This window comes from Paenibacillus sp. FSL H8-0048 (assembly GCF_038002825.1).
In the GTDB taxonomy this organism is placed as follows: Bacteria; Bacillota; Bacilli; order Paenibacillales; family Paenibacillaceae; genus Paenibacillus_AQ.
On record NZ_JBBODF010000001.1, the window covers coordinates 5,406,343 to 5,432,785 of the forward strand.

Here is a 26,443-nt window from a genome sequence, read left to right on the forward strand (position 1 = left end):
GAAGTACCTAATGTTTTAAACTTCCCGGTACCTATTGTGCTGTTTCTTGCTTGGTGGCGAACTTTTGGGGGGAGAAGAGAATCGTGAACATTTTATTCATGGGCCCTCCTGGGGCAGGCAAGGGAACACAAGCCGCAGTGGTTGTTAAAGAACTTGGTATTCCGCATATTTCGACCGGTGATGCTTTCCGCTTGGCAATCAAGCAGGGAACGCCGATCGGGCTGAAGGCTAAATCTTACATCGATCAAGGTTTGCTTGTACCGGATGATGTGACTATTGGAATCGTCGAAGAACGGCTGCAGCAGTCCGATTGCGAAAAAGGTTTTTTATTGGATGGCTTTCCAAGAACCCTTTCGCAAGCGGAAGCGCTGGGAGAAATCCTCAGCCGGCTTGGAACTTCACTAGATCACGTTGTTAACTTGAATGTGGACCGCGGACTGCTGATGGCGCGTCTTACCGGACGCCGGATCTGCTCGGTATGCGGAACATCCTACCATTTAATTTTCAACCCGCCGAAGCAAGATGGCATCTGCGACATTGATGGCGGAGAATTGTATCAGCGTCCGGATGACAACGAAGAAAGTGTAGGCAAGCGTCTGGATGAGTATGATAACAAGACAGCGCCGCTGCTTGCATTTTATGACGATAAAGGTCTTGTGCGTCAGGTAAACGGAGAAAACGAAATCAATGTCGTTTCTTCTGAAATCGTCTCTATGCTGCGGGGTTAATGTAATGATCATTTGCAAATCCGAACAGGAACTTGTCTTTATGAGGGAAGCTGGTCGAATTGTTGCCGAGAGTCACCGTCTTATTGCTGAAGCTATCCAGCCAGGCATTACTACCGGTGAGCTCGACAGAATCGCCGATGGGTACATCCGCAGTCAGGGTGCTGTGCCGTCTTTCAAAGGCTACAACGGTTTTCCTGCCAGCATTTGCGCTTCAGTCAACGAACAATTAGTGCACGGATTTCCAGGGAAACGCAAACTGGTAGAAGGCGACATCGTTACGCTGGATATCGGTGCAGAGTACCGTGGTTATCATGGTGATTCCGCCTGGACCTACGGGGTGGGCAGCATTTCCGAAGAGGCTCAGCGTCTGCTGGATGTCACGGAGGGCTCTCTCTACGCTGGACTGGCGTTAGTCAAACCGGATGTGCGCTTGTTTACAATCTCCCATGCAATTCAAGCATACATTGAAGACGCCGGGTTCTCCGTTGTCCGCGAGTATGTTGGTCATGGCATTGGGGCAGAACTGCATGAAGAACCGCAAATTCCGAACTATGGCATAGCGGACCGCGGACCACGTTTGAAGCCGGGTATGGTACTCGCCATTGAGCCGATGGTTAACGCTGGAGAACGTTATGTCAGAACACTGGATGATAACTGGACGGTCGTTACGGTAGACGGTTCACTGTGCGCTCACTTCGAGCATACAGTAGCAGTTACACCGGACGGCATGGAGATTTTCACAAAACTGAATGCGTAGGTGATCTTCACGTGAATACTGGGAGCAGCCCGCAGGTTGGTCAAATCGTGAGAATTCTCAAAGGCAAGGATGCCGGAGAGGCTGCCGTTGTTATCGCAGTTGTAGATAGCAGATTTGTATATATTGCTGATGGGGACAAACGTAAGTTTGACAGCCCAAAGAAGAAGAATATTCAGCACTTGGAGCTCATACCCTTCATCAGCAGTGAGATTGTAGACAGTTTGGAAGAAACCGGCCGGGTCACCAACGGAAAGCTGCGGTTTGCAGTGATGAAGTATGGCCTGCCCGCTGGACAAAGTGCTAATGAGAAAGGAGACTGACTGTGGCTAAGGAAGACGTCATTGAGGTAGAAGGAACGGTCATTGAGCCGTTGCCTAACGCAACTTTTAAGGTTGAGCTTGAAAACGGTCATCAAATACTTGCCCATGTGTCCGGGAAATTGCGGATGCACTTTATCCGTATCCTAACCGGAGACAAAGTGGTCGTGCAGTTATCGCCTTATGATTTATCAAAAGGCCGTATAACTTACCGTAAATAGATGGGAACTACAACAAAAGTTTTGCTTCGCAAAACTTTGAGGAGGTAATTAACATGAAGGTAAGACCTTCTGTAAAGCCCATTTGCGAAAAATGCAAAGTCATCCGCCGCAAAGGGACTGTTATGGTAATTTGCGAAAATCCGAAACACAAACAAAAACAAGGTTAAGAAGGGGGTGTAGCGTAAAATGGCTCGTATAGCTGGAGTGGATTTGCCACGTGATAAGCGCGTTGAGATCGCCTTGACTTATATTTTCGGAATCGGTAAAACGACTTCCCAGAAAATTCTTAATGAAACAGGCATTGACGTTAACACACGTGTCCGTGATTTGACGGAAGATGAAGTCAGCAAACTGCGTGAAACGATCGACAAAGAGGTTAAGGTTGAAGGTGACCTTCGTCGTGAAATTTCCTTGAATATTAAGCGTCTTACTGAGATCGGCTGTTACCGCGGTGTTCGTCACCGTCGTGGATTGCCTGTTCGCGGTCAACGTACCAAAACCAATGCTCGTACCCGTAAAGGCCCGCGTCGTACTGTAGCAAACAAAAAGAAATAAGAAGAGGTGATAAGAGACAATGGCTAAACCGAAAAAAGTCGTACGTACGAAACGTCGCGACCGGAAAAATATCGAGTCTGGCGTGGCACATATCCGTTCCACGTTCAATAACACTATCGTTACGATCACGGATCCCCACGGAAATGCAATTTCCTGGGCAAGCTCCGGCGGTCAAGGATTCAAAGGTTCCCGTAAATCGACTCCATTTGCAGCGCAAATGGCAGCCGAAACAGCTGCTAAGGCAGCTATGGAACACGGCATGAAGTCCGTTGAAGTTATGGTTAAAGGACCGGGCGCGGGCCGCGAAGCAGCCATCCGTTCCCTTCAGGCCGCTGGTCTTGAAGTAAACCTCATTAAAGACGTTACTCCAGTTCCTCACAATGGATGCCGTCCGCCGAAGCGTCGCCGCGTTTAGTATAATCAGAATTGTGATTGTGGTATAATTCTGACGCATCTGCTAATAATAGGTGTTTAGGCATACTACATGATACACCTGATGGGGTGACTGTTTCATATAGGAGCGACGTTTGAAGGAGGGGTACACTCGTGATAGAAATCGAAAAGCCGAAGATTGAGACCGTAGAAGCCAATGATGATGGGACCTATGGGAAATTCGTAGTTGAACCGCTGGAACGTGGATATGGCACGACTCTGGGGAACTCGCTTCGCCGGATCCTGCTTTCCTCCCTTCCGGGAGCCGCAGTGACTTCGGTCCAAATTGACGGCGTTCTGCATGAGTTCTCGACCGTTCCCGGCGTAATGGAAGATGTGACGGAAATCATCCTGAACCTTAAAGCTCTTTCTCTGAAGATTCATTCGGATGAAGAGAAAGTGTTCGAGATTGATGCTGAAGGAGAAGGCATCGTTACCGCGGGTGATATCCGTGCGGACAGCGATGTTGAGATCCTGAACCCGGATCTTCATATTGCAACGCTGGGACCTGGCGCGAGACTGCACATGCGCATTTTTGCAGGCCGTGGTCGCGGCTACGTCCAAGCGGACCGGAACAAACGCGACGATCAGCCAATTGGTGTAATTCCAGTTGACTCTATCTACACTCCTATTTCACGTGTGAATTACGGTATTGATAATACCCGTGTTGGTCAAGTGACTAACTACGACAAGTTGACGCTGGAAATTTGGACAGATGGCAGTATCCGACCGGAAGAAGCCGTTAGCCTTGGAGCCAAAATTTTGAACGAGCACCTCGTTCTGTTCGTAGGTCTTACGGATGAAGCGAAAGACGCCGAAATTATGGTTGAAAAAGAAGAAGACAAAAAAGAAAAAGTACTTGAGATGACGATCGAGGAGCTTGATCTTTCTGTCCGTTCCTACAACTGCCTCAAACGTGCCGGTATTAATACCGTGCAAGAGCTGACTACGAAAACTGAAGAAGATATGATGAAGGTTCGTAACTTGGGCCGCAAATCTTTGGAAGAGGTTCAAGAGAAGCTTGAGGAACTTGGTTTGGGACTTCGTACAGAAGAATAGGACTCAGGAGTTCTTGAGACTTGAGTGAAGGAGGGAAAACAAATGGCATACCAAAAATTGGGCCGTGATTCCAGCGCGCGTAAAGCTTTGTTCCGCGATATGGTAACGGATCTGTTCCTATACGAACGTATTCAGACAACAGAAGCCAAAGCGAAGGAAGTTCGTTCCATCGCTGAGAAACTGATCACTAAAGCGAAAAAGGGCGATCTTCATGCTCGCCGTCAAGTAGCTGCATTTGTTCGTCGTGAGACTGTAGATGGTGAACAAGATGCAATCCAAAAATTGTTCTCTGACATTGCTCCACGTTACACAGAGCGTCCAGGCGGATACACTCGTATCCTGAAGCTGGGACCTCGCCGTGGCGATGCTGCGCCTATGGTTTATCTTGAACTGGTAGACCGCGCGTAGTTTCACAAGCTATGATTTCCGGATGTACGCTTTACGTATTTAACGTTATTGTACTGCAGGGCATATTACCCTGCCGTGCAAATAACCGCGGGAATCACCTTGTATAGAGTAGAAGGAGCTCCCGCCGGGGCTCTTTTTTTTGAAAGAGGAGAATGAAATGCGCAATCTATTGATGAAAGTCAATTATGACGGCACCCACTATGATGGCTTTCAGACCCAGCCTCAGGGCAATACGATTCAGGACAAGCTGGAGCATGCAATTCAGCATCTGACCGGTGAGACGCTCAAAATCACGGGCTCAGGACGGACTGATGCGGGGGTGCACGCTTATGGCCAACCTTTTAACTTCATAACCTCCTCCCAGATTCCGCTGGAACGCTGGTGTCTGGCTCTGAATGCCAGGCTGCCGCAGGACATCGTGGTTACAGAGGCCGCTGAGGTTCCGCTCTCGTTCCACTCCCGTAGAGGGGCGAAGCGTAAAACCTACCGGTACACGATTAACGGCAACCGGTTCCCGGACCCGTTCCAGCGGCGCTGGCAGCATCATCATCCGATGAAGCTGAATGTTCCTGCGATGGAGATGGGGCTAAGCGCGCTGCTGGGTACCCATGATTACACCTCGTTTGCCTCCAGGAAGTCCACTAAGACTTCACATGTGCGGACCATTTATGAGGCTTATCTTGAAGTAGACCGCAGCATGTGCCGCCCGGGCTCTTCTGACCAGGGAGTGATCCATACCTATATTACAGGCAGCGGCTTTTTGCAGCATATGGTACGCATTATTATGGGGACGCTGATGCAGGTGGGCCAAGGGAAAATCAGCGCAGATAGAATGCCTTTAATACTTGCGGCTTGTGATCGTGCAGCGGCCGGACCTACGGCTGTGTCTAAGGGGCTGGCACTCTGGAGTGTGGAATATGACGAGATGGAGGATTAAATGGCCGGTACTATATTTTTTATAAAAATTAGTACTGAATGTTTAAAAATCGCTTGCGCTTGTCATGTTTATACTGTAATATAAAAGTTGTGTTTTCTTGATGGCTATCCCACAGCCCCGATCAAGAAAATGCCAACAAATAAGTTTTTTCAACTCACTAAATTGTAATTCAATCGCGAAACAAGATATACGAAACAGATGATTTTCGTACGAGAACAAGGAGGAAACATTCATGCGTACCACCTACATGGCGAAGCCGAACGAAGTTGAACGCAATTGGCACATCATTGATGCCGAAGGCAAAACACTTGGCCGTTTGGCAAGCGAAGCCGCTGCCCTAATCCGCGGCAAACACAAACCGCAATTCACTCCACACGTTGATACTGGTGATTTCGTAATTGTTATCAACGCTGAGAAGATTCACCTCACAGGTAAGAAAATGCAAAACAAGAAATACTACCGTCACTCGATGCACCCAGGCGGCTTGAAGGTTACTGTTGCAGAAGACCTGATCAAGACCAAACCTGAGCGTATGATTGAATTCGCAGTTCATGGCATGATTCCTAAGACTCGTCAAGGTAATCACATGAAGCTGAGACTCAAAGTATATGCAGGCGCTGAACATCCACATGCAGCACAAAAACCTGAAGTTTACGAACTTCGCGGATAAGAATAAAGGAGGACAGTTTCATGGCACAAGTACAATACTATGGGACAGGTCGTCGTAAACATTCGGTAGCACGTGTTCGCCTTGTACCGGGTGAAGGACGCATTGTCATTAACAAACGTGAGATGGACGAATATTTCGGTGTTGAAACACTGAAAATGATCGTAAGACAACCTTTGAACCTGACTGAAACTCTGGGCAGCTACGATGTAATCGTGCTTGCACATGGTGGCGGCATTTCTGGTCAAGCTGGCGCAATCCGCCACGGGATCTCCCGTGCATTGCTCAAAGTTGACCCTGAATATCGCGGTACGCTGAAGAAAGCCGGCTTCCTGACACGTGACCCACGTATGAAGGAACGTAAGAAATACGGCCTCAAAGCTGCTCGTCGCGCTCCACAGTTCTCGAAACGTTAATATTCCCTTGTTATCAAGGAAAAGAAGCTCCTGGCCTATGGCCGGGAGCTTTGTTTATGTTCTGCATCACAAAAGGCGCATCAGGGTGTCGTACACTCACTATTTATTTGACAGGGCAGCCAGGTTTTGAAGGAGCAGATAGCGAAACATCGTATATGCACATCTGCCCAGGGGGTGATTAGGGTGTGGGAGGTATAGCTTACCGCTGATCCGCTCACAGAAATCTTCGTACAGTGCCTTGATCTGCCTCAAGGATTTTTTCAACATCTTTCATTTGGAGTACAAAATTTCTTACAGATAAGCCATACCGAAGTACAAGCTGGTGAAGCTGCAAGGTAAGCTCCCCATCGAAGCAGATCAGGTCCCTTCTCTCAGCAGGTGCATATTCCAGATTCCCAATTGTCTCCAGCTCCATTTCCTGAAATCTCTCCTCCAGGGGAATCATCCATTCAGACTGCGTAGACAATGTATGCGGGTCAAGACAAACAATCAGCTGGTCTGGACCATCCAGTGTACTATGAGGATCATAATACGCAAAGATTACCGGATGTTCTGAAGAATGGCCCCGAGAATCCCCCGCATGATAGAAGGTATACGAATTTTTCACTCCCCTTGAAGGCCACAGTTCCCCTTCATACTCCCGGCGTAAAATCTGATCGAATCGCATTTTGGCCATATTGACGGATACTCCAAAGAGCTCTGAAATCTGTTGAACCGCTATGTAATAATCATCGGACAGCTTGTACGATTGAAGCATAAAAAAGGGCATAGTGGCATAAAGGACGAATTTCTCAGCATCTTCTTCCTGCGCTTTAATGAATGAAATAGGTAGTACCGTTTGATTGCCGGCATGTCTCAGGATATGACAAAGCTCATGCAGGAAGTCAAACCGCTGTTTCATAGGAGAAATACGGTTATCTATCATTACATAACGTATGCCTAATGCAGATTCGTAAGCACGGCTTGTCATCGGTGCATAGTTAACAAGCACATTTAACTCCTCTGAAAGCTTCGAAATCGTAATGTCCTCTGGCTGTAAAATGGAATGGGTGATGTAAATTTCCTCGACGAAATGTTCCAAATGAGTTTTTTTATAGTGTTTAAACATTTATTAACCTCCGGAGTAGAATGTATGTTCGTATATATGGGTATGCGGAATCAGCCCGCTGGCTGAAACCACGATTTGTTCTACTTTTTATTTGGTGTCTGAAGAGTCGGCCTTTTTCTTTTCTTGGTCTTTGATAAATTGCCAGAAGGTTAACATTTCCCGCTTGCGCTCATCCGGTGCATCCAGATAATCCTTGAAAAACAGTCCGTGCTCCGGATTGTTTAAAAAGGCTTCAAACTCAGACAGCTCCGATAGTGATGAAGACGAACTGTCTTCTGTGCCTCCATAGGCCAGACGGTCCATTTCTTCGGTAGTGATCCCTAAAGTACGGCAAACCTTAAGAACATTATCAACAGAAGCTCCTCCAACACCCCGCATTAGAATGGACCTCAGCGTAGTATAAGGAATTCCTGCCTTCTCTGAAAAAGCCTTGGTGTTCAGGCCGGTTTCCTCAATTAATCGCTTTAAGACTTCAGCCCGTTGCACACGCAGTCCTCCTCATAATGATGGATATACGATAATTCGTACTATCTGCTTCTATTTTAAAGACATTAAATTAAAAAGTAAATATGCATTATCGTATTTTATCGGTTAAAGGGCTTGACTAAATGCGAAATTGAGCATAGTATGAATAAAAAATACGAAATTGAGTATTTTGTTTATTTTAGGAGAGAGGAGAATCAACATGAGCGCTATGGAACAGGGGGATCTGGGCTTTGAATGTTTTGATTATGGGCAAGGAATGCTGCCAGAATATCAAATTTCTTTAAAGAGTGTGGAACAGTTGTACAAAAGTGCGGATGAGGATGATAAGAAGGTAATTGCCGGCATGGTCAGTGACTGCAAATATGTGATTGAATGGCTGAGCAGCGGACGCCGGCCGGGGAACAAACGGGGAATTGAACGCCGTGCAGGATACGAACGGGAAATTCTTTTAGAGCCTATTCGTATGCAAAATTTTGCTGGTCGATTCAAAGCGATTCCTTCGGAAGGAATATCGGAGGATCGGCGTTTTCAACTGGAGTATGTCCTTGGGCTATTGAGCAGAAGGGAACGGGAGTGCTATGTGCTCGCTAGTGGTGAAGGATTCTCGCATGTGGCTATCGCCGGGATGCTCATGATTTCGGCTGGCAGTGTAAGTGAGTACATCCAGCGGGCACAAAAAAAGATCAGTTCCGTAATGGACGAATTTGGTTCACTTCTCTGATGAAGCATGCTGCTCGAAATATAAATAATGGGTTTGTCTAGTGAAAGCCCCTAATAAATAGAAGGGAGGTTAATCATCATGAATCCGTTACGTGCAACCCGCGCGGTTCAGAAATGAGTTCTAAATACAAGGAGGGGAAAGTGACTATTACGCTGTTACTTATGGCAATCCAGAAATTTCTGCAAAAGGAGTTAGCTGATGATACGCAGCCTGTTCCCCCAGTACTGCTGGGTTATCTTTTGCCGGATACCATTATAGATCTGGTCTATCCGGTAATCATGATTCGGCCTGCTGAAGGAGAAGGAGATTCCGGCCAAGGTAAAATTAAAATTAAAATTCAATTTGGAACCCATTCCGAAGAGGAAACAGGCTTGATTATGCTGCTAAATCTGATGGAGCGGGTACGTATCCTGCTATTGCGCCAGAGAGTTCTTGAACAGAGATTCAGTTTGGACGCCAGTTGGACATGGAAGCTTGACGAAGAGCACCTTTCAGCAGTGTGGAGGGGTGAACTTACAACAACCTGGGCATTGCCCCAAATTCGACAGGAGGTAGTATTGTGAATTCTATTGAAAATAATGACCACCCTCAAACCGGGCAGGAGCCCATACAAATTTATCTGGGTCCTAACTTGCGTGGCGGCCAACTGCTGCAAGCGACCGTATTCCGGTCGGGCATTCCATCTTATTTAACGCCCCTGATGATTGAACAGCCGGATGTGGCTGAACTGATTGTTCCGGTTGAGGAAATGACCGCAGTGCAGGAGCGAATTCTTCAAGCAGGAACCGCAGAATATACAGTCTATCAAAGGCTTCTAGGGAAGGGGATCTAATCAATGTCATTTAAACATGGTGTAAGTATTATTGAACAATCAACTTCGGTTCTGGCTCCGGCAAAAGCAACAAGCGGTATTCCCTTTGCAGTAGGTACAGCTCCCCTCCATATGGCAACAGCAGCTGTACCTGTTAATACTCCTGTGCTTGTGAATAACTACGCAGAAGCCGTGGCGGCTCTGGGATATAGTGACGACTGGTCAAAATATACGCTGAGCGAGTTAGTGTATTCTCATTTTGCCTTGTACGAAAGAGCCCCCATGATTCTGGTTAATGTGCTTGACCCGGCTATCCACAAAACAACGGTTGCTCCAGCAGCGGTAGTTGTCAGTAACCGGTTGGCAACTTTGCAGGCTGAGGGGGTACTACTGCCTACACTGATTGTTAAATCTTCAGATGGTACTTCCACTTATGTGTCCGGTACGGATTACACGGCTGCATTTGATGAGAGGGGACATGTGCTGATTACTACGAAGTCTTCTGGAGCCATTGCAGCAAGTGCAGATCAGCTCTCCGTCGGATATGACAAGCTGAATCCCGGTGCTGTAGAAGCTGAGGATATCATTGGGGGCGTAACCGCCTCGGGTGAATACACCGGTTTTGAACTGGTTCATCAGGCTTACCCGCGTTTCGGTATCCTTCCGGATCTGCTGCTGGCCCCGGGCTGGTCGCATTTGCCTGCGGTTGCTGCAGTGATGAAGGCGAAGGCCGGAAATATTAACGGGAATTTCAAGGCGATGGCCCTGACGGATATTGATCCAACCCGATCTTATACAGATGCCGGTACTTGGAAAGCCAATAATAGCTACACGGGTGCTCTGCAAATTGCCGCCTATCCGATGCTGACGCTTGGGGATAAAAAATATCATTACTCCACTCAGCTTGCCGGCCTTATTGCCGCGGCGGATGCCGCTAATGGCGGTATCCCTTTTGTATCGCCTTCTAATAAGCCTTTACAGGCGGATGGCACTGCACTATCTGACGGGACAAGCCAATTCCTCGGAATTGACCAGGCCAGCTTCCTGAACAGTGCAGGCATTGTAACCGCACTTAACCTGGGAACAAGCGGCTGGAAAAGCTGGGGGAACAACACCGCTGCATATCCGGGCGTAACCGATCCTAAAGACAGCTTTATTCCGGTACGCAGGATGTTCAACTGGATTGGCAACAGTCTGATTCTGACCTACATGCAGAAGGTGGATGACCCGATGAACAAGCGGCTGGTAGCAGCGGTTACGGATTCCGTTAACATTTGGCTGAATGGCCTCACGGCATCAGGAGCACTGCTGGGCGGACGTGTAGAGTTCAATGAATCCGAGAACCCGGTGACAGATCTGATGGCGGGTAAAATTACATTCCACCTGCATCTTACGCCGCCTGGACCGGCACAGGAAATTTCATTCCTGCTTGAATACGACACAACATACTTGGCTGCGCTGGTAGCGTAGAAGGAGGAGCAATCATGCCAAACAGATCAGAACGGGTTATTGATTATTCGGTGTATTTGAATGCCGTCGATTACTTGGGAACAGCAACCGCGACCTTGCCGGAAATTACTTACCTGGTAGATACCATCAAAGGGGGCGGGATTGCCGGAGAAATGGCGGCGCCTTCCCCAGGGTACACAGGAGCAATGAGTCTGGCGCTTAAATGGCGCACGATCGAGAAGGCGGCAGCCTCTCTGCTGGCACCGAAGGTCCACACGTTGGACCTGCGTGCTTCCATTCAGACGTTTGATACCGCGACAAGTGAATACCGCGAGGTGCCGTTTAAGGTTACCGTCCGGGCGAGACCGCTCGGCCTGACACTCGGTAATCTGGAGACTGGAGCAGCAATGGATACTACCAACAACTTCTCGGTTAACTATTTGAAGGTCACCCTGGATGGTGTCCAGGTACTGGAAATTGATAAGTACAACTATATTCATAAAGTATACGATGTGGATTACCTTGCGGCTACCAAACAGAATCTTGGTCTATAAGGAGAGTGCACGATGGGAACAAAAGAATTGGAGGAGACCGGAGCGGAAGTATATACTTTCGCGCGGCCCGTCAACTTTGAGGGCGATACGTTTGAAAGCCTGAGTATTGATTTTGACAAGTTAACCGGCGAGGATATCCTTACCTGTGACCGGCAATATCAGATGGAATCTGCCCGTCAATCCGGCGGGGAATTGATTAAAGAGACTAATAAAGCCTATCAGGCTTATATTGTAGCAAAAGCAGCCGGTGTTCATGTTGGACTCATCCGGGCTCTGCCCGCTAAGGATTTCACAAAACTGACCTTACAGGCACAAAGTTTTTTGCTGCTGTAGGCTGCGGAGACGGCGATGGGATCAAAGACATCGCCGTCTCTTTGGCCATGCTTACCCACACTCCAATCCCCTATTTTCTCGGCCTGCCTGCTCAGGAACTGGGGGATTGGGCAGAGCGGGTGGCGAGACTTAAAGGAGGGAGGTAACCTATGGCAGGTTCAAGTTCAGGTTCAGGTGCAGGTAATCCAAGCAGTATCAGTGAGCTTATTGTCCGGCTGAATGTATTGGTGAATCCAAATGTTCCCCGCTCTGTAGAGGAGGTGGAACAGCAAATTAAGGATTTGGAAGACGTGCTTAAGCAGCTGGCCAGGGCGGGCTACTTCGATCAACTGCGCGGAGATGCTGAAGACGCTGGCGACGAAGCCGAACAACTCGGTGACAAACTTAAGGCTGCTTTCGAAAAAGTGGATTTCTCCATGCTGACTAAAGCGGTTGAACCCCTAAAAGCCGTATGGGCGGCTGTAAATGATTCTGCCGGGGCAATGGCGCAGCTTCAGGCATCAACCGGATTAACCGCAGCTGAAATGAGCGGAATGAAAGAGATCTCCGATAACCTGTACAGTCAGAATTACGGTAAAAACTTTGAGGATATCGGTGACGCGGTTGGGATGGTGAACCAAGTTCTCGGCCAAACCGGAGATGAACTGGAGACGACTACCCAGAAGGCTATGACGTATCGTGATGTGTTTAAGGGGGATATATCAGACTCAGTACAAGCTGTTGATGCGATGATGCAGAAATTCGGCATTTCTTCAGAACAGGCGTACAATCTGATGGCCCAAGGCGCACAGAAGGGGCTGAATACATCCGGTGAGCTTCTAAGTGCCGTAGAGAAACACAGTGAAGACTTCAAGAAAATGGGATATTCTGCTGACGAGATGTTTGAGTTGTTGAGCTCTGGCATGGACAATGGGGGGGATTCCCTTGAGGGTCTTGCCGGGCTTGTGAAGAAATTCAGTTCAACGGTGAAAGAGGGCTCGGATTCCACAAAGACTGCCGTCTATGAGCTGTTTGCACCTGAGCAGCTGAACCAGTTCAGTGCTGCACTTGTCAGTGGCGGAACGAAGTCGAAGGAATTCGGCGAATTGGTGAAAGTAGCGGGGAAGACAGGAGCTGTTGCCCTGGTCAAGGATTTGAAGGCGGGCGGAGACTCGGCGAGCAAGGCCATGCTTCAACTGCGCAAGACAATGGGCAGCGGGGATGAAATCTTCAAAGGGCTGGCAGACGGGTCCATGACCGGCAAGGATGCCATGAATCAGGTGATTGCGAAGTTAAAAGCAGTTAAAGATCCGGTTCATCAAGCGGCCCTTGCCAGCGCTATATTCGGGGCTCAGTTTGAGGAAATCGGAAATAAAGCGGTGTTGTCGCTGAGCCAGACGCGGCATCAGTTTGATATGACCCGGCAGACGATGGATGAAGTGTCTGCGATTAAGGATAATACGCTAACCGAGCAGTTTGCAGCCATAGGGCAGGAGTTGATGTCTGGTCTTGTGGTTCCTTTGGGAGAGAGCGTGATGCCTGCACTTCAGGGGCTGACCAGCTGGGCGTCAGACAACAAAGAAGTGCTGATGGTTATCGGTCTCGCTGTTCCTGCTGCGATGCTGGCCACAAAAACAGTGAAGATTGTTCAGGAGTTCTCCACGATCATTAAGGCGGCCAGCGCGGCCAGTGGAGCGGCTGGAGGATTTGCGGGGGCACTGGGATTGCTGACGAATCCCGTAGGTCTCGCTGTTGCCGGTGTGGGGCTGGTCACAGCCGGTGTCATCGCCTTCAAAAAGCATCAGGAGGATGCGCGCCAGGAGCTTTTGAATATGGGGGATGCGCTGGATGAGTCCTATGCCAATTATGCTGGGATTGAGGAGGCCACTGCTAGAACCAAGGATCTAATTACTGAACAAGACCGGTTGGATAAGAAAATTAAGGATGCAAATACACCCGCTGCAGAATTGTTAGAAGCCAGACGAAAACAGAAGGATGTAGAGCAAAAGTTAATCGATATGAATCCTGGTATTTTGTCGGCTGAAGATTTGAAAAGTGGAAGATTTAGCGATCAGCTTGGGCTTGTCGGTAATCTGGCCAAAGCCCGTGAGGAGATAGGCAGACGAGAGTTAGAGCATGATGCACTTTCAGCACAGGCGAAATTGCCTGACTTGGAGGATGAATATACAGCATCGACCGAAAAACTCGCCAAGCAGAAAGTTGAATATGAGACTAATAAGGTTAAATTTCAAGATTATCGTCAATATAACAATCAACTCGAGGAGATTTGGGCAGGAAAGGGAAATGATGAACAAAAACAGGGACAAATAAATGAACTGATAGAAAAGATCAATAAAGCTCAGAATACAACTTATAGTGGACCTGGCGCGGTGGTTACGGAGCAAATTAAAAATGATTTTAAAGATTACATGAATTCCTTCGATGACCAAAACGCTAAAATCAAAGAAACCGAGGGTGACTTAGACAAAGCAGAAAATAGCATGTTAACTTATTACAATTCCCAAAAAAAATTAATTGAGCTTAATCTCGGCGGAACCTTGGAAGAACAAGTAGCAAAGTACAAGGATATGTCCGTTGTTCAAAAAGAACAGATTGATCAAGCAATATATAAAGTGGGGAATCTCACCAGTGAGCTGGACAAAGTACCTGCCGAAAAGATGGTTAATATTATGGTCTTATGGCAGCAAACCGGACAGGTTCCAAACTGGAAACTTACGGACGAAGAGTGGGGCGAAGTCCATAAGTCCATTGAAACCAATGGTACACCCAATTCCCGCACTAAAGCTGGCCGAAAAGCGAATTACTTGGCGCAACATGATCCAGGTTTTGAGGGTTATGCTGAAGGCGGTATCGCATACGTTCCCTCTATTTTTGGTGAGGCTGGCCCTGAGATCGCCATTCCCTTAAACCGCAAGCCCCGGTCGAGGTCTTTGCTTGAGAAGGCCAATGATTTAATGGGGTATAATAATAATTCCGTTAACAATGGGGATATTCATGTAACCTGGGCGCCTAGTGTAACCCTTCAGGGTGGCGATAAATCTGTAGCTGAACAGGTGCGGGAGGCTTTAAGGCAGACAGAGGATGGATTCGAACGCCGGTTCAAGTCGATGCTAGTGCAACAGAGGCGGGTGAGCTTCCAATGATCTATAGAACTGTACAAGGCGATATGTGGGATGGGATTGCTTTTAAAGTATATGGAGACGCCAAATTCATGACGCTGCTCCTGAATGCTAATCCGGCGCATGCTGCTGTCAGTGTATTCTCAGGCAATATTGTACTGAATGTACCGGAGCTGCCTTCCGACATATCCAGCTCATTACCTCCTTGGCGAAGGGAGTGAAGCGAATGGAACTTATGCAGGACGCACGCAGAGCGGTACTGGAACTGCGCTATAACGGAAAAGATGTTACGCAGGATATCACTAAATCGCTGACAGACTTTCAGTATAATGATGCTGCTTCAGGTTCATTAGATGATCTTACAGTCACGCTTGAGGACAGGGAGCGCAATTGGCAGGGGCCTTGGTCACCGGTTGAAGGCGATCAATTGGTTGCTGCGATCCGGACGGTCAACTGGGACAAGCCGGGGGAAATCAAGAAGCTGCCGCTGGGCACCTTTGAGGTAGACAGTATTGATTTTAGCGGCCCCCCTGACAAGATCTCGATTAAGGCGGTCTCGCTTCCCGTGACCTCCGAGGTTCGGATGCAACGCAGCTCACGGAGCTGGGAGACAACCAATCTGAAAACAGTAGCTGCCCAAGTGGCCAAACGCGCGAAGCTCAAATTAATCTACGAGGCACAGGACAACCCCTCTTACGACCGGCTGGAGCAGTCGGAGGTGTCGGACTTGGCCTTTTTACTGAACACAGCTACACAAGAAGGTATCGCGATTAAAGTATCTTCAGGAAGCCTGGTGCTTTTTGATGAACAGGAATATGAACAGAAAGAAGCGGTGGCCACGATTGTACGCGGGGAGGCCAATGTGACGGATTACAGCTTCGCTTACAATACGGCTTATGCAGCTTTTCGGGCATGTACTGTGACGTATACTCCCTCTCAGGGCAAAGACTCCTTGAAGGCCACCTATACCCCTCAAGGCGCGCCTAAGAGCGGCCCAATTCTTAAGATTAATGAACAGGTTGACTCACAAGCAGATGCGATGCGTCTGGCCCGTAAAAGGCTCCGTGAAAAAAATAAAGAGGGCGGCAAAGGCACTCTCTCCCTTATGGGAGATCTAAGAATGGCCGCAGGACTCACGATTAATATCAAAGGCTGGAAACGGTTTGACGGCAAATACATTATTGAATCAGCAAGACACTCAATTGGAAGCAGCGGATACACAACCAGTCTGGACATTCGTAAAGTATTGGGGTGGTGAATGGTGATACTTATTGGCAGGGTATCCACAGCTAATCCGGCAGCCGGAAGTGTCAGGGTTACTTTTGCAGACCGTGATGATATGGTTTCCGGCGAGTTACCGGTTCTAACACCGGGCGGCTGGGGAAAAGGCAATGCAGTACCGTTGCCGGGAGAGCGGGTCGTATGCGCTTTTTTGGATCATGCGCGTTCCGCTGGCATCTGTTTGGGAACCTATTTTGCAGATGACGGTCAGCCTTCCGGCACCCAGGATCAGCGGGGGGTATGGTTCGAGGATGGCAGCTATGTCTATTATGACCGAACAGCCCAGAAGCTGAACGTTAAGGCAACCGGCGGGGTGCGGATCGAGGGAGACCTGACGGTTACCGGCAAGCTGTCTGCCAGCTCAATTCATGATGGAGGAGGCAGAACGGGATGAGCAATAAGGGCAGAAAAGAGCAGAAACAAGACTATAAAATGAATAAGATTGGCAGTCTGGGGCCGGTAGTGTTTGTCGTTGCAGAGGGCGCCATTCGTACCATAGATGAATTCAAGCGCAGCAGCTCCAGCCGTTGGGCGCAGCATGATATTATCGGCAAGAAGCCCAAGAAGGAATTCCTTGGACCGGGGGCCGATTCAGTTTCATTCTCGGTTCAGTTCTCGGCTGCGCTTGGCCTTAATCCGCGCAAAGAGCTGGACAGGCTTACTGAGCTGGACCGTGCCGGCAAGGCGATGCCGTTAATCATAGGACGCAAGAATGTGGGAGTTGGGCTCTGGGTCATCAGCAGTTTGTCACAGGATTGGAACAGGCTGGATAGCATAGGCAATGTGCTGGACGCACAGGTCACGATTTCACTTGAGGAGTATGTAAAATGATATATACCGTAGACATGACTCAGCCCTCCCAGATCAATTTTAGCCCGGCAACGGTAGCAGAGGAAGTCGCTCAGAATATAAGGATGATTCTGGCCACGCCACTTGGGAGTGCAGCGTTAAACCGGACACTTGGTTTGGATTACTCTATTATAGATGAACCTTCATATATCGCGGAATCCCGCTTGACAGCAGAGATCATCACAGCCATTACAGAGCAGGAGCCGCGCGCAATCGTGGCCGATATTTCTTTTCACAAGGATATAGAAGAACAGCTTACAGGCAGCTTGGCCGTTGTATTGAAATATAGCCTGGCAGAGGAGGAGTAGGAATTGGAATATGCTGAATTACCGGATATCCGCTTTTCGGAGGAGGATGCAGCAGCCGTACAGCAAAATGTAATCACTGTATATGAAGGCCTTGCCGGACGCACGCTACAGCCTGCCGATCCGGTGCGGCTTTTTTTGTCTTCGCTCGCAGCGGTCATTACCCAGCAAAAGGTGCTGATCAATCAGACAGCTAAAGGAAATCTGCTGCGGTATGCCTCCGGAACGTTATTGGATCACATGGGGGCTTTTCAAGGATCGAAGCGGTTAGAGGCATCGGCGGCAATCGTTACACTCGAGTTTGCTTTGTCCATCCCGCTGGCTTCAGCGGCCCCGATACCGGCAGGAACACGCGTCGGAGTACAGGGCGGTAAAGGTTCGATATATTTTATAACTATGGAGTACTTGGAGATTCCTCCGGGAGAGACTGCGGGGATGATTAAGGCAAAATGCTCGGAATCGGGGACAACAGGGAACGGGTTCTTGCCGGGGCAGATTAATGTTCAAATGGACCCGCTGCCTTTTGTCCAGTCGGTAACGAATCTGACCACCAGCTCTGGCGGCGCTGCTGCTGAGACGGATGAAGCCTTCAAGGAACGCATCCGCCATGCGCCGGAATCGTACTCGACAGCCGGGCCTCAGGGAGCATATGAATTCTGGGCCAAGTCCGCTTCCTCGGCCATTAAGGATGTTCATGCCTTCTCTACAGCGCCCGGACGTGTAACCGTGGTTCCGTTACTGGCAGAGGGGGAGATTCCAAACGAGGATGTGCTGAATTCTATTGCTGAGACTTTGGAAGACCGGGGAATCCGGCCGCTGACCGATCTGGTAACTGTGAGTGCGCCGCAGCCTATCAGTTATAATACGGCGCTGACCTATTACATTAGCCGGAGCCGGGCTGCTGAGGTTCCGGGTATCCAGGCGGCAGTATCGGCAGCTGTTGCTGCTTATCAGCTATGGCAGCGCTCCAAGCTTGGCCGGGATATCAACCCGTCAGAGTTAATATCCCGTGTTATGGCTACCGGGGCGCTGCGGGTCACGGTGACAGAGCCCGTGTATAAAACTATGTCCGCAACTCAAGTGGCTCTGGCCGGCACAACGGCACTGACTTACGGGGGGCTGGCAGATGATTAATATCCAGACCTTAAGCCTGAAGGATCTGCTCCCGCCTTCCATTCGTAAGGACCCTGCCATGGCCGCTGCTGCGGCAGCGTTAGATTTTCAGTTGCTAGAGACAAGCGCTATGATTGCCGGTCTGAATATTTTCAGCCGGTCAGCGGAGTGGACAGATGCTGAAACGGATGAGCTGGCCTGGCAATTCAAGCCGCCGTATTATGATCCGGCTCTGCCTGTGGAACAGAAGCGGCTGCTGATTCAAAATGCAATTCCTTTTCACAGACACAAAGGGACTGCCGGTGCAGTGGAAGATCTGATCGCCATCCTGTTTGGCCAGGGGGCCGTCGAAGAATGGTGGCAATATGGAGGAGACCCCTATCATTTCCGGGTGGTCACCAACAATGCGGATGTGACTGCTGCACGGGCGCAGGAGTTCATTGCCGCTGTTGATGCGGTTAAGCGGTTGTCTGCTGTACTCGATAGCGTCACTATTTCACAAGCGGAGCGGTTGCCTCTTTATATGGGCGGCTTTTTACATTTCGGGGAACATATTCAGATTTAGGGAGGGAATCATGTGGCAGTATTTGGAGGCATGACACTGACCAACAAAGGTCTTGTGCTGCAGGGGAAGGCCCAAGCGGGGGGCAAGTTGAGTTATACCCGCATTGCTGTAGGCGACGGTTCACTTACAGGACAGGCTGTTCCGGCGATGAATGGACTGATTTCGCAGAAGATCAGTTTGCCGATTACACGAATAACTACACAGCCGCCGAATAAGGCGATTATTGGTTCGGTGCTGCGGAACGCTGATGTCTCTACGGGATTTTACTGGCGGGAAGTAGGAGTCTTCGCACAAGACCCGGATGCGGGAGAAATCCTCTACGCCTACGCTAATGCCGGAGTAACCGCGGATTACATTCCGCCAGGCGGCGGATCAGACATCATCGAGAAGACGTTCGATTGTGTCGTAGTGGTAGGCACAGCTGCCAATATTACAGCGGTTATTGATGAGTCGCTGGTGTTTGCGAAGAAGACCGAGCTGGACGCCGTTGAAGCTGCTAAGGTGGATAAAGTCTCTGGCAAGGGCTTGTCCGCTAATGACTACACCACAGCCGAAAAGACTAAACTGGCCGGGATCACTGCGGGAGCAGGCGGGGCCGGCTCTGCCACAGACACGGTTATCGGCAGCCGGACGATCTCAGATACTACAGCACCAACAGGAGACAGTGGCACCATTACCAATCTGCTGGGTTGGCTGGCGAACACGGTCAAATCCATTACAGGCAAGTCTTCTTGGCGGACTGCACCGGCCACAACACTGGAGGCTGCTAAGGCGCATGCGGATGATGCCACCCGGCATCTTACGGCGGCGGAGCGTACCGCTTGGAATGCTAAGGAGACAACCGCGGGAGCGCAGGCGAAGGCGGATGCGGTGCAGAGCAACCTAACCAGCCATGCTGGGGAGGCGGGACCGGGCATTCATGGCTCAACCGCAGCTGCAACGCCGCGCAAACTCATGCACCGGGACGACAGCGGCCGGGCCAAGGTTGCGGCTCCTGCTGCTGCCGATGATATTGCCCGTAAAGACACCGTTGACACAGCGCAGGCTGCGGCCATTGCTTACACCGATACAAAGGTTGGACGGGTAGACCTGACCCAAACCTTGGGGCCGGGCACATCGGTGGTGACGGCAGATAGCAACGGAAGCGAGCTGGAGCTGAGTATTCAGGGGCGGACGTTGGTCAATATCTTGGATAACGCCGGAAATGGGGAAAGTTTGACGGGCTGGACGAATGGGGGCACGACACCCGTCACCGTATCAACAGTACAGAAGCGTTCAGGGACCTCCTCATTTGCTGTCGCCCCCGTGAATACTACCTCATACCTGCTTAGAGATTTCAACCACCCACTTGATCCCGCTAAAGCCTATTTTGTATGCATGTGGGTATACGTTGCGTCTCATACAGCGAATACCATGGTTCTTGCCGTGCTTGATAAGGGGACGTACACCTATCGTTATACAACCGCCATCACTCCTGTACTTGGGTGGCAAGTTGTAACTGTAAAAGTTCCTATAGGAAACGCCGTAACAACCAGTGGATTCAGGTTGTTGACAGGCTGCGGAGGTTTAGGGTCCTACGTAGCGTACATCGACGAAATTCGAATGTACGAAGTATCAGCCGCAGAGTACGCTGCCATTGGCTCCACGATCACTGGAGCGGTAATAGACAGCTATTGGCCCTATGTTGACGGCAAGCAACATGTCCAGGGTGTTGCAGTGACCAAGCAGGGCCGTAACCTGCTGCCGGGAATGCCGGACAGCCTGCACGCCAATGCACGGATGAACGGACCTTATGATATGACGCTGGTGGCAACGGCAGCATTCCCAAATTCGTATTTATACGCGCCTGCTATGAGCAGCACACAATATACACTTTCGGTTGCCGACAACCTTGTAACCTCCCAGCAGGTAGTGGTAGATTGCTTAGACTCTTCGGGGGCTAAAATATCGACGTCTCTTGTACTGGTCACTGGCCGAAGCTTGACCTTCACCACTTGGGCGGGGACTGCTCAATTACGAATTATTCCAACGGCCTCCACAGCCGGAACCTATAATTTCAAGAGCTGGCAGCTTGAACTCGGCAGCGTGGCTACTCCGTTCACACCAGCGGAACCTCAATCTGTTATCCTTCCGGTTACGCTTGGACAGGTTGGGGATACACGAGATAGGATGTATTCTTTTGGTAATGCGTGGATGTATGTAGAGACAGTGAAAAAGAATTTTGTGCTAGATGGTTCATTAGCCTGGGCGTATAACACCTTGTTTACGGGCGTCAAAAGGGTGGTGCTGTACTCCATGGTACCCAATACCATTGCACAGGATGGGTTTTCCACAGCACGGGTACTTAGGTATGATGGGTTGCAGCTAAAAAATACAGAGTCAACCGCAACAGGAAGTGCTAACGGTAGCCAAGTGTCAAGTGGGGGACAGTTACTACTTAACATATCCAATTCAGAAGCCGGGTGGGTTGAGGCAGTAAACCCAAGTACAAATGCGATAAAGGCCCTAATGAATGGCTGGAAGGCTACAGCAAATGATGGGTCGGCCTACACATCTTGGTCATCAATTCTTGATGGCAGTGCTCCAGCTACCAACAACTCAACCTATGTTGCGGCTAACAAAGCACCAAACTGGACAGTATGGGGTACCGTGGACTATGCGTTGACTCAGGTATCTGTTCCTGTGACTGTACCCAATGCTGAAGGTAGCATCACCCTACACCCTGGTGGTAATCAAATCACTGTTGAAACTGGGGTGATTCAGCGTGAAAAGGCCAGCCCGAAGTTACACAGTAACGGAAGTGTCTATATAAATAACACCGTTGTTGGGAGTTCCACTTTTTTAGGGCAGCGGACAAATAAAATTTTAGGTGTTAATAAAGGGGCGGATTTAGATCCTAGATGGGGACTGCTATCAAACCATGGGTCGGGTTATGGTGGCGGGCAGGCTTATATTGCTGCATCAGACTACGATGCCAATGCAACCTACTACGTCACATACATTTCCCTGGACAAATACGCCCTTACTGCCAATCTCACCGAGACAGCAGCCACATGGCGGACGGGCCTGGGTGGCGTGGTCTCTGATGTGGTCCAGAGTGTCGCGGAGCTGCGGCAGGATAATGACCGACAGGACTTCGCAGACGACTATATCGAGGCCAAGGTTGATAACCTGCGGCTTGGTATCGCTGACGCTTCGGCACTGCCAGATATCATTCAGAAGCATCGACTCACACAGAGCGATGGGGTGCTTTTTTCAGTAATCTCAGGTAGCGTTAATGATCTGACTACAGCTACTCGGTTGTATCAAATTGTGACAGGGAACGTGACGGATCTGCCTGTAGCATCCACCGGGATTCTTGAAGTTATTGGCCTTGTGCAGAGGTTTACCGAAGTTCCTACGATGCGCTCATGGTCACGGCGAATATACGGCGGTGTGTGGAATGCATGGGTGGAGAATGAGAACTACAACAGAAAGAATGTCGCCTCTGGTTATGCCGGTCTTGATGCCAATGCAAAAATTTCGAGAGATAAGATGTACAGCCAGTTTACCGGCCAGAGTCAGGGTTTTGTCTCAAACTTAGATACATTGTTTGCAGCAGGAGTATTCAGCGTTAATAACACGGCGACAGGAAAGCCAACATCAACCTATGGTTATGTGATGAATATATTAAATGCTGGAGAAGCGCACGATAATGCAACGAACTGGATCACTCAAATGTTCTTCAGTACAGAGGGGGATATTTGGGTTCGTCAAAAAGTTAATACTGGGGCATGGAAAGCATGGGGAAAACTTGTAACTAGCCTTATGTTTGGTGCTGGCGGTGGTATTGATGCTGACCTTCACGCAGGCAAAACCTTGGCCGAAGTGGTTCAGGGCTCTTTGTCCTATCTTGGCACCCTCGCAGGCAGCTCGCCTAATTTCACCGGCACCACAACTCCACCAATTGCGGCGCTTGCACCTGGGCAGCGGATATCCTTTAAAGCGTTACAATCCACCTCCGGCCCAATCACGCTCAACGTCAACGGCCTGGGAGCCAAGTCCATTAAAAAGCCAAACGGCAACAACCCGCTGTTGGTGCAGGGCGGGGTGTACACGGTCATTTATGACGGCGCGGCTTTTATCTTACAGGGTGAAGGGGGTGAGTATGGAACAGCGGGGGCGGCGGACGTTCTGGCGGGTAAAACGCTGGAAACTGAAAGTGGACTTGTAAGTGGAGAGATCCCATTAAGAGGAGGCGAGAATTACCCCGGATGGCGAGAGGCAACGGTGGAAATACCGTCTGGGGTTGGTCGGATACACTTGGCTATACCAAAGGGAGCGTACTTGACTGGTACATCAGATCAGGGCGGACTAGTTGGTGTATACAAGGATGATCCAGGATTTAACCCTGCTTACTTTAGAGCTGATGTCAATATGTTTGGGCTTCAAGGGACTATGCCTCTTATCACCGATGGGGCTGATCCCGCGCAGGGCGTAGGCAAGTGGGGGGACGGAGCACTCGCCGTATATCCGCGTGAAGGGTACCGCAAAGGAGGGGTAGGAGCGGGTGAGATTAAGGTCTCGCCTGCCCAACTCCAGTCAGCAGACCCCGCATTTATTCCAGCCAATATAAAAGCGGGAGTAAGCATCTATGGAGTTACTGGAAATCTAAGTCCTTCAACAGCTACGGGAGTAATAAACCTTGGAAACATAGCTCCAACAAGTGCAACTGCAAACGGAATATCATGGTCCATGACACCTAATATCGGAGCTGGGAAAACTATTATCGCGGCTACTGTATATTGCCAAGCGAGCACCACTTACTATGTTGCTACAAGCTTATTCTCTGGACTTAGACTTCACCAATCTGCAACTTGGATTGCCGGGGCACCAAGCAGATCATCCATTATTAGCTCCACAGCTGGGGGACAGGTCATGGTAAACTGTGGGGGGAATTACAACTCTAGCACTGGGGTTCTTACTATATCCTATTCTTATATTACTTCTGGTGTTGGAACGATTAGCTTAGTAAACGGAGCTATGGGATTAAACATTGAATATGTGTATATCTATAATCAAAATTGGGTTAAGCGATGCCTTTGCTATGCTAATCTTTGCATGAAATATTTTAGTTTCTAATATCGTAACGGCCTCTCCAGAAACGGAGAGGCCTTTTTTTGTTCTAAACCAAGTTAAAGTTAATGTTGATCAAAATTAATTTCCACTCCAATACTTTATTCCAAATTGAACAAAACCCATTGACTTCGCCGGATAAACGGCTATACTATATCTTATAGAATTAGTCGGGATTAACCTCGTAGGTTTCGATCTTGACGATATCCGGATGGAGGAAACTTAGATGAACCTGCTCGAGAAAGAGGATTTAATCAAAGTGAAAGCGGAAGAGCTGGAGCATGCGGCTCCAGAAGAGATTATCCGCTGGGCGGTGGAGACCTTTCCGAATATAACCTTTGCCTGCAGCTTCGGGGCGGAGGATGTAGTGCTGGTGGATATGATCCAGAAGGTGAGTCCTTCGACAGATGTGTTCTATCTAGATACGGATTATCATTTCAAGGAAACCTATGAGACTAGAGATATTATGGCTGACAAGTACGGGATGGAATTCGTCCGGGTGTCTCCGCAGATTACGGTGGAGGAACAGGCCTTACAGTATGGGGAGGCGCTATGGAATACTGATCCTAACCAGTGCTGTGCGATCCGTAAGGTGGAACCTTTGACCCGTATTCTCTCACAATACGACGCATGGATTACCGGGATTCGCCGGGATCAGGCCCCTACCCGGGCCAATGCGAAGAAGATAGAATATGATAATAAGTTCGGGCTGGTCAAGTTCAATCCGATTGCGAACTGGACTACGGAGGATGTGTGGAATTATATCCGCGAGAACGATGTAGTCTACAATCCGCTGCATGACCGTAATTTCCCGAGTATTGGCTGTGAGCAATGCACCCGGGCTGTTATGCCTGGTGAAGATCCGCGTGCCGGCAGATGGTCCGGTTCGGACAAGACAGAATGCGGTTTGCACAAATAAGATGCTAGCATTACACAGGAGGAGAGAACAGGGATGACTTCAATACTTCCTCACGGAGGAACGCTGATCCGGCGCATAGCAGACGGAGAAGAGAGAGAAGAACTGCTGAAGCAAGCTTCAGCACATCAATCGATTTCCCTTAATACTTGGACTTTATCTGATTTGGATTTAATTGGGGTAGGCGCCTTCTCGCCGCTCACCGGATTTCTTAACGAAGAGGATTATCACTCGGTAGTAAGCAATATGCGGCTGGCTAACGGTACGGTATGGAGTATACCAGTTACACTGGCTGTCGGTGACGAGCTTGCAGCAACTCTTAAGACAGGCGACAGGGTTTCTCTAATCGGTGAAGACGACGGTGTTATCTACGGTTTGCTGGATATTGAGAGTATTTATACGGTCGATCAGCAGGTTGAAGCGCAGAATGTATTCAAAACAACCGACCCCGCGCATCCCGGAGTCAGCAAGCTGCTGTCCCGGCCAGCGACCTATGTAGGCGGACCCATAACGGTACTGAACCGCCCGCAGCCGGAGAAATTTGCTGAATTCTATTTTGACCCCGCCGAGACCCGCCGGATCTTCGCAGATAAGGGCTGGACAACGGTTGTAGGCTTTCAGACGCGTAACCCGGTACATCGGGCGCATGAGTATATCCAGAAATGCGCTATGGAGGTTGTAGACGCCCTGTTCCTCAATCCCCTGGTAGGTGAGACCAAGTCGGATGATGTTCCGGCCAATGTGCGGATGAAGAGTTATCTGGCCTTACTGGAGAATTATTATCCGGAGGACCGTACCTTCCTGGGCGTCTTCCCGGCAGCAATGCGTTATGCGGGTCCGCGTGAAGCCATCTTCCATGCCATGGTGCGTAAGAATTACGGCTGTACACACTTTATTGTCGGGCGTGATCATGCAGGTGTGGGAGATTACTATGGTACGTACGAAGCGCAGGAAATCTTTGCTAATTTCACCGCAGAGGAGCTTGGGATTACACCGCTATTTTTCGAACACAGCTTCTTTTGTGTGAAATGTGGCAACATGGCCTCCAGCAAAACCTGTCCGCACCCGGCCGACCAGCACTTGACGCTATCGGGTACGAAGGTACGGGCCCTGCTGCGTGACGGACAATGTCCGCCTCCTGAGTTCACCCGCCCTGAGGTGGCGCAAATCCTGATTGAAGGTATGTCACCGGAAGCCGCTGTGAAGTCCTAAACGAATAGG

At 49.4% G+C, this 26,443-nt stretch carries 31 protein-coding genes; 29 read left to right on the plus strand and 2 right to left on the minus strand.

Annotated elements, in window-relative coordinates; genetic code table 11:
* Window positions 1-83: 83 nt before the first annotated feature.
* The 12 genes from NSU18_RS23230 to rpsI all read left to right on the plus strand — a co-directional run bounded on the left by NSU18_RS23230 (window position 84) and on the right by rpsI (window position 6,497).
* Entirely contained in the window at window positions 84-728 is a 645-nt protein-coding gene (locus NSU18_RS23230) for an adenylate kinase (protein ID WP_341016393.1), read from the plus strand.
* Window positions 729-732: 4 nt separating this feature from the next.
* Window positions 733-1,485 carry a type I methionyl aminopeptidase gene (gene map, locus NSU18_RS23235; RefSeq protein WP_340751509.1) on the plus strand — a complete coding sequence of 251 codons (753 nt, stop codon included), beginning with the start codon at window positions 733-735 and terminating at the stop codon, window positions 1,483-1,485.
* Between the two features lie 11 nt (window positions 1,486-1,496).
* Window positions 1,497-1,805 carry a KOW domain-containing RNA-binding protein gene (locus NSU18_RS23240; protein WP_341150162.1) on the plus strand — a complete coding sequence of 103 codons (309 nt, stop codon included), beginning with the start codon at window positions 1,497-1,499 and terminating at the stop codon, window positions 1,803-1,805.
* Window positions 1,806-1,807: 2 nt separating this feature from the next.
* Entirely contained in the window at window positions 1,808-2,023 is a 216-nt protein-coding gene (infA, locus tag NSU18_RS23245; protein WP_018753971.1) for a translation initiation factor IF-1, read from the plus strand.
* Between the two features lie 53 nt (window positions 2,024-2,076).
* Window positions 2,077-2,190, plus strand: a complete 114-nt coding sequence (rpmJ, locus tag NSU18_RS23250) for a 50S ribosomal protein L36 (RefSeq protein ID WP_003322638.1) — start codon at window positions 2,077-2,079, stop codon at window positions 2,188-2,190.
* Window positions 2,191-2,209: 19 nt separating this feature from the next.
* Window positions 2,210-2,578 carry a 30S ribosomal protein S13 gene (gene rpsM / locus NSU18_RS23255; RefSeq protein WP_036721817.1) on the plus strand — a complete coding sequence of 123 codons (369 nt, stop codon included), beginning with the start codon at window positions 2,210-2,212 and terminating at the stop codon, window positions 2,576-2,578.
* A gap of 19 nt (window positions 2,579-2,597) precedes the next feature.
* Window positions 2,598-2,993 carry a 30S ribosomal protein S11 gene (rpsK, locus tag NSU18_RS23260; protein ID WP_020427052.1) on the plus strand — a complete coding sequence of 132 codons (396 nt, stop codon included), beginning with the start codon at window positions 2,598-2,600 and terminating at the stop codon, window positions 2,991-2,993.
* Between the two features lie 131 nt (window positions 2,994-3,124).
* Complete coding sequence (locus tag NSU18_RS23265) at window positions 3,125-4,069, plus strand: DNA-directed RNA polymerase subunit alpha (RefSeq protein WP_036692422.1); 945 nt, start codon at window positions 3,125-3,127, stop codon at window positions 4,067-4,069.
* 42 nt (window positions 4,070-4,111) lie between these two features.
* A complete protein-coding gene (gene rplQ, locus NSU18_RS23270; RefSeq protein ID WP_019908254.1) occupies window positions 4,112-4,477 on the plus strand; it encodes a 50S ribosomal protein L17 in 366 nt (121 codons plus the stop codon).
* Window positions 4,478-4,634: 157 nt separating this feature from the next.
* Window positions 4,635-5,414, plus strand: a complete 780-nt coding sequence (truA, locus tag NSU18_RS23275) for a tRNA pseudouridine(38-40) synthase TruA (protein ID WP_341016398.1) — start codon at window positions 4,635-4,637, stop codon at window positions 5,412-5,414.
* 232 nt (window positions 5,415-5,646) lie between these two features.
* Complete coding sequence (gene rplM / locus NSU18_RS23280) at window positions 5,647-6,084, plus strand: 50S ribosomal protein L13 (RefSeq protein WP_036692430.1); 438 nt, start codon at window positions 5,647-5,649, stop codon at window positions 6,082-6,084.
* A 20-nt stretch (window positions 6,085-6,104) separates the two neighbouring features.
* The gene (rpsI, locus tag NSU18_RS23285) at window positions 6,105-6,497 is read left to right on the plus strand and encodes a 30S ribosomal protein S9 (protein ID WP_036692433.1); all 393 of its coding nucleotides are present in this window, start codon (window positions 6,105-6,107) and stop codon (window positions 6,495-6,497) included.
* A gap of 214 nt (window positions 6,498-6,711) precedes the next feature.
* On the opposite strand, the gene NSU18_RS23290 is transcribed toward rpsI, so the two are convergent.
* Entirely contained in the window at window positions 6,712-7,605 is an 894-nt protein-coding gene (locus NSU18_RS23290; RefSeq protein ID WP_341150163.1) for an ImmA/IrrE family metallo-endopeptidase, read from the minus strand.
* Window positions 7,606-7,692: 87 nt separating this feature from the next.
* Window positions 7,693-8,091 carry a helix-turn-helix domain-containing protein gene (locus NSU18_RS23295; protein ID WP_341150164.1) on the minus strand — a complete coding sequence of 133 codons (399 nt, stop codon included), beginning with the start codon at window positions 8,089-8,091 and terminating at the stop codon, window positions 7,693-7,695.
* Window positions 8,092-8,290: 199 nt separating this feature from the next.
* Here NSU18_RS23295 and NSU18_RS23300 point away from each other — a divergent pair, with 199 nt between their 5' ends.
* The 17 genes from NSU18_RS23300 to sat all read left to right on the plus strand — a co-directional run bounded on the left by NSU18_RS23300 (window position 8,291) and on the right by sat (window position 26,434).
* A complete protein-coding gene (locus NSU18_RS23300) occupies window positions 8,291-8,812 on the plus strand; it encodes a sigma factor-like helix-turn-helix DNA-binding protein (RefSeq protein ID WP_341150165.1) in 522 nt (173 codons plus the stop codon).
* A 140-nt stretch (window positions 8,813-8,952) separates the two neighbouring features.
* On the plus strand, window positions 8,953-9,375 hold the full coding sequence (locus NSU18_RS23305; RefSeq protein ID WP_341150166.1) for a hypothetical protein: 423 nt from the start codon (window positions 8,953-8,955) through the stop codon (window positions 9,373-9,375).
* Window positions 9,372-9,644 (plus strand): hypothetical protein, encoded by a 273-nt coding sequence (locus tag NSU18_RS23310; RefSeq protein ID WP_341150167.1) that lies wholly within the window; start codon window positions 9,372-9,374, stop codon window positions 9,642-9,644. The genes NSU18_RS23305 and NSU18_RS23310 overlap by 4 nt, the downstream gene beginning before the upstream one ends.
* 3 nt (window positions 9,645-9,647) lie before the next feature.
* Window positions 9,648-11,093 (plus strand): phage tail sheath family protein, encoded by a 1,446-nt coding sequence (locus tag NSU18_RS23315; protein WP_341150168.1) that lies wholly within the window; start codon window positions 9,648-9,650, stop codon window positions 11,091-11,093.
* A 14-nt stretch (window positions 11,094-11,107) separates the two neighbouring features.
* Window positions 11,108-11,626, plus strand: a complete 519-nt coding sequence (locus NSU18_RS23320; RefSeq protein WP_340751518.1) for a phage major tail tube protein — start codon at window positions 11,108-11,110, stop codon at window positions 11,624-11,626.
* 12 nt (window positions 11,627-11,638) lie between these two features.
* Window positions 11,639-11,959 (plus strand): phage tail assembly protein, encoded by a 321-nt coding sequence (locus tag NSU18_RS23325; RefSeq protein WP_341150169.1) that lies wholly within the window; start codon window positions 11,639-11,641, stop codon window positions 11,957-11,959.
* 149 nt (window positions 11,960-12,108) lie between these two features.
* Window positions 12,109-15,102, plus strand: a complete 2,994-nt coding sequence (locus NSU18_RS23330; RefSeq protein WP_341150170.1) for a phage tail tape measure protein — start codon at window positions 12,109-12,111, stop codon at window positions 15,100-15,102.
* Complete coding sequence (locus NSU18_RS23335; protein WP_341150171.1) at window positions 15,099-15,299, plus strand: tail protein X; 201 nt, start codon at window positions 15,099-15,101, stop codon at window positions 15,297-15,299. The genes NSU18_RS23330 and NSU18_RS23335 overlap by 4 nt, the downstream gene beginning before the upstream one ends.
* A 5-nt stretch (window positions 15,300-15,304) precedes the next feature.
* Window positions 15,305-16,336, plus strand: a complete 1,032-nt coding sequence (locus NSU18_RS23340) for a phage late control D family protein (protein WP_341150172.1) — start codon at window positions 15,305-15,307, stop codon at window positions 16,334-16,336.
* A complete protein-coding gene (locus tag NSU18_RS23345; RefSeq protein WP_341150173.1) occupies window positions 16,337-16,753 on the plus strand; it encodes a phage baseplate assembly protein V in 417 nt (138 codons plus the stop codon).
* Window positions 16,750-17,190 carry a phage tail protein gene (locus NSU18_RS23350; RefSeq protein WP_341150174.1) on the plus strand — a complete coding sequence of 147 codons (441 nt, stop codon included), beginning with the start codon at window positions 16,750-16,752 and terminating at the stop codon, window positions 17,188-17,190. Before NSU18_RS23345 ends, NSU18_RS23350 begins: the two co-directional genes overlap by 4 nt.
* Entirely contained in the window at window positions 17,187-17,516 is a 330-nt protein-coding gene (locus NSU18_RS23355) for a GPW/gp25 family protein (RefSeq protein WP_341150175.1), read from the plus strand. Before NSU18_RS23350 ends, NSU18_RS23355 begins: the two co-directional genes overlap by 4 nt.
* Before the next feature lie 3 nt (window positions 17,517-17,519).
* The gene (locus NSU18_RS23360) at window positions 17,520-18,647 is read left to right on the plus strand and encodes a baseplate assembly protein (protein ID WP_341150176.1); all 1,128 of its coding nucleotides are present in this window, start codon (window positions 17,520-17,522) and stop codon (window positions 18,645-18,647) included.
* Window positions 18,640-19,191, plus strand: coding sequence for a phage tail protein I (locus NSU18_RS23365; protein ID WP_341150177.1), 552 nt, complete (start codon window positions 18,640-18,642; stop codon window positions 19,189-19,191). The genes NSU18_RS23360 and NSU18_RS23365 overlap by 8 nt, the downstream gene beginning before the upstream one ends.
* Window positions 19,192-19,203: 12 nt before the next feature.
* Window positions 19,204-24,312: a phage tail-collar fiber domain-containing protein gene (locus tag NSU18_RS23370; RefSeq protein ID WP_341150178.1), complete on the plus strand. Its 5,109-nt coding sequence runs from the start codon at window positions 19,204-19,206 to the stop codon at window positions 24,310-24,312.
* A 220-nt stretch (window positions 24,313-24,532) separates the two neighbouring features.
* Window positions 24,533-25,225, plus strand: coding sequence for a phosphoadenylyl-sulfate reductase (locus NSU18_RS23375; protein WP_340937748.1), 693 nt, complete (start codon window positions 24,533-24,535; stop codon window positions 25,223-25,225).
* A gap of 33 nt (window positions 25,226-25,258) precedes the next feature.
* The gene (gene sat / locus NSU18_RS23380) at window positions 25,259-26,434 is read left to right on the plus strand and encodes a sulfate adenylyltransferase (protein WP_341150179.1); all 1,176 of its coding nucleotides are present in this window, start codon (window positions 25,259-25,261) and stop codon (window positions 26,432-26,434) included.
* Window positions 26,435-26,443: the final 9 nt, after the last annotated feature.

Excerpts from the sequence above, each read along its gene's own strand:
- NSU18_RS23290 (WP_341150163.1), bottom strand. The coding sequence starts at position 7,605 with ATGTTTAAACACTATAAAAAAACTCATTTGGAACATTTCGTCGAGGAA.
- rplQ (WP_019908254.1), top strand. The coding sequence starts at position 4,112 with ATGGCATACCAAAAATTGGGCCGTGATTCCAGCGCGCGTAAAGCTTTG.
- rpsM (WP_036721817.1), top strand. The coding sequence starts at position 2,210 with ATGGCTCGTATAGCTGGAGTGGATTTGCCACGTGATAAGCGCGTTGAG.
- rpmJ (WP_003322638.1), top strand. The coding sequence starts at position 2,077 with ATGAAGGTAAGACCTTCTGTAAAGCCCATTTGCGAAAAATGCAAAGTC.
- rpsI (WP_036692433.1), top strand. The coding sequence starts at position 6,105 with ATGGCACAAGTACAATACTATGGGACAGGTCGTCGTAAACATTCGGTA.
- map (WP_340751509.1), top strand. The coding sequence starts at position 733 with ATGATCATTTGCAAATCCGAACAGGAACTTGTCTTTATGAGGGAAGCT.
- NSU18_RS23335 (WP_341150171.1), top strand. The coding sequence starts at position 15,099 with ATGATCTATAGAACTGTACAAGGCGATATGTGGGATGGGATTGCTTTT.
- NSU18_RS23300 (WP_341150165.1), top strand. The coding sequence starts at position 8,291 with ATGAGCGCTATGGAACAGGGGGATCTGGGCTTTGAATGTTTTGATTAT.
- NSU18_RS23325 (WP_341150169.1), top strand. The coding sequence starts at position 11,639 with ATGGGAACAAAAGAATTGGAGGAGACCGGAGCGGAAGTATATACTTTC.
- NSU18_RS23355 (WP_341150175.1), top strand. The coding sequence starts at position 17,187 with ATGATATATACCGTAGACATGACTCAGCCCTCCCAGATCAATTTTAGC.
- NSU18_RS23365 (WP_341150177.1), top strand. The coding sequence starts at position 18,640 with ATGATTAATATCCAGACCTTAAGCCTGAAGGATCTGCTCCCGCCTTCC.
- rpsK (WP_020427052.1), top strand. The coding sequence starts at position 2,598 with ATGGCTAAACCGAAAAAAGTCGTACGTACGAAACGTCGCGACCGGAAA.
- sat (WP_341150179.1), top strand. The coding sequence starts at position 25,259 with ATGACTTCAATACTTCCTCACGGAGGAACGCTGATCCGGCGCATAGCA.
- NSU18_RS23345 (WP_341150173.1), top strand. The coding sequence starts at position 16,337 with ATGGTGATACTTATTGGCAGGGTATCCACAGCTAATCCGGCAGCCGGA.
- NSU18_RS23320 (WP_340751518.1), top strand. The coding sequence starts at position 11,108 with ATGCCAAACAGATCAGAACGGGTTATTGATTATTCGGTGTATTTGAAT.
- truA (WP_341016398.1), top strand. The coding sequence starts at position 4,635 with ATGCGCAATCTATTGATGAAAGTCAATTATGACGGCACCCACTATGAT.
- NSU18_RS23315 (WP_341150168.1), top strand. The coding sequence starts at position 9,648 with ATGTCATTTAAACATGGTGTAAGTATTATTGAACAATCAACTTCGGTT.
- NSU18_RS23350 (WP_341150174.1), top strand. The coding sequence starts at position 16,750 with ATGAGCAATAAGGGCAGAAAAGAGCAGAAACAAGACTATAAAATGAAT.
- rplM (WP_036692430.1), top strand. The coding sequence starts at position 5,647 with ATGCGTACCACCTACATGGCGAAGCCGAACGAAGTTGAACGCAATTGG.
- NSU18_RS23340 (WP_341150172.1), top strand. The coding sequence starts at position 15,305 with ATGGAACTTATGCAGGACGCACGCAGAGCGGTACTGGAACTGCGCTAT.
- NSU18_RS23375 (WP_340937748.1), top strand. The coding sequence starts at position 24,533 with ATGAACCTGCTCGAGAAAGAGGATTTAATCAAAGTGAAAGCGGAAGAG.
- NSU18_RS23330 (WP_341150170.1), top strand. The coding sequence starts at position 12,109 with ATGGCAGGTTCAAGTTCAGGTTCAGGTGCAGGTAATCCAAGCAGTATC.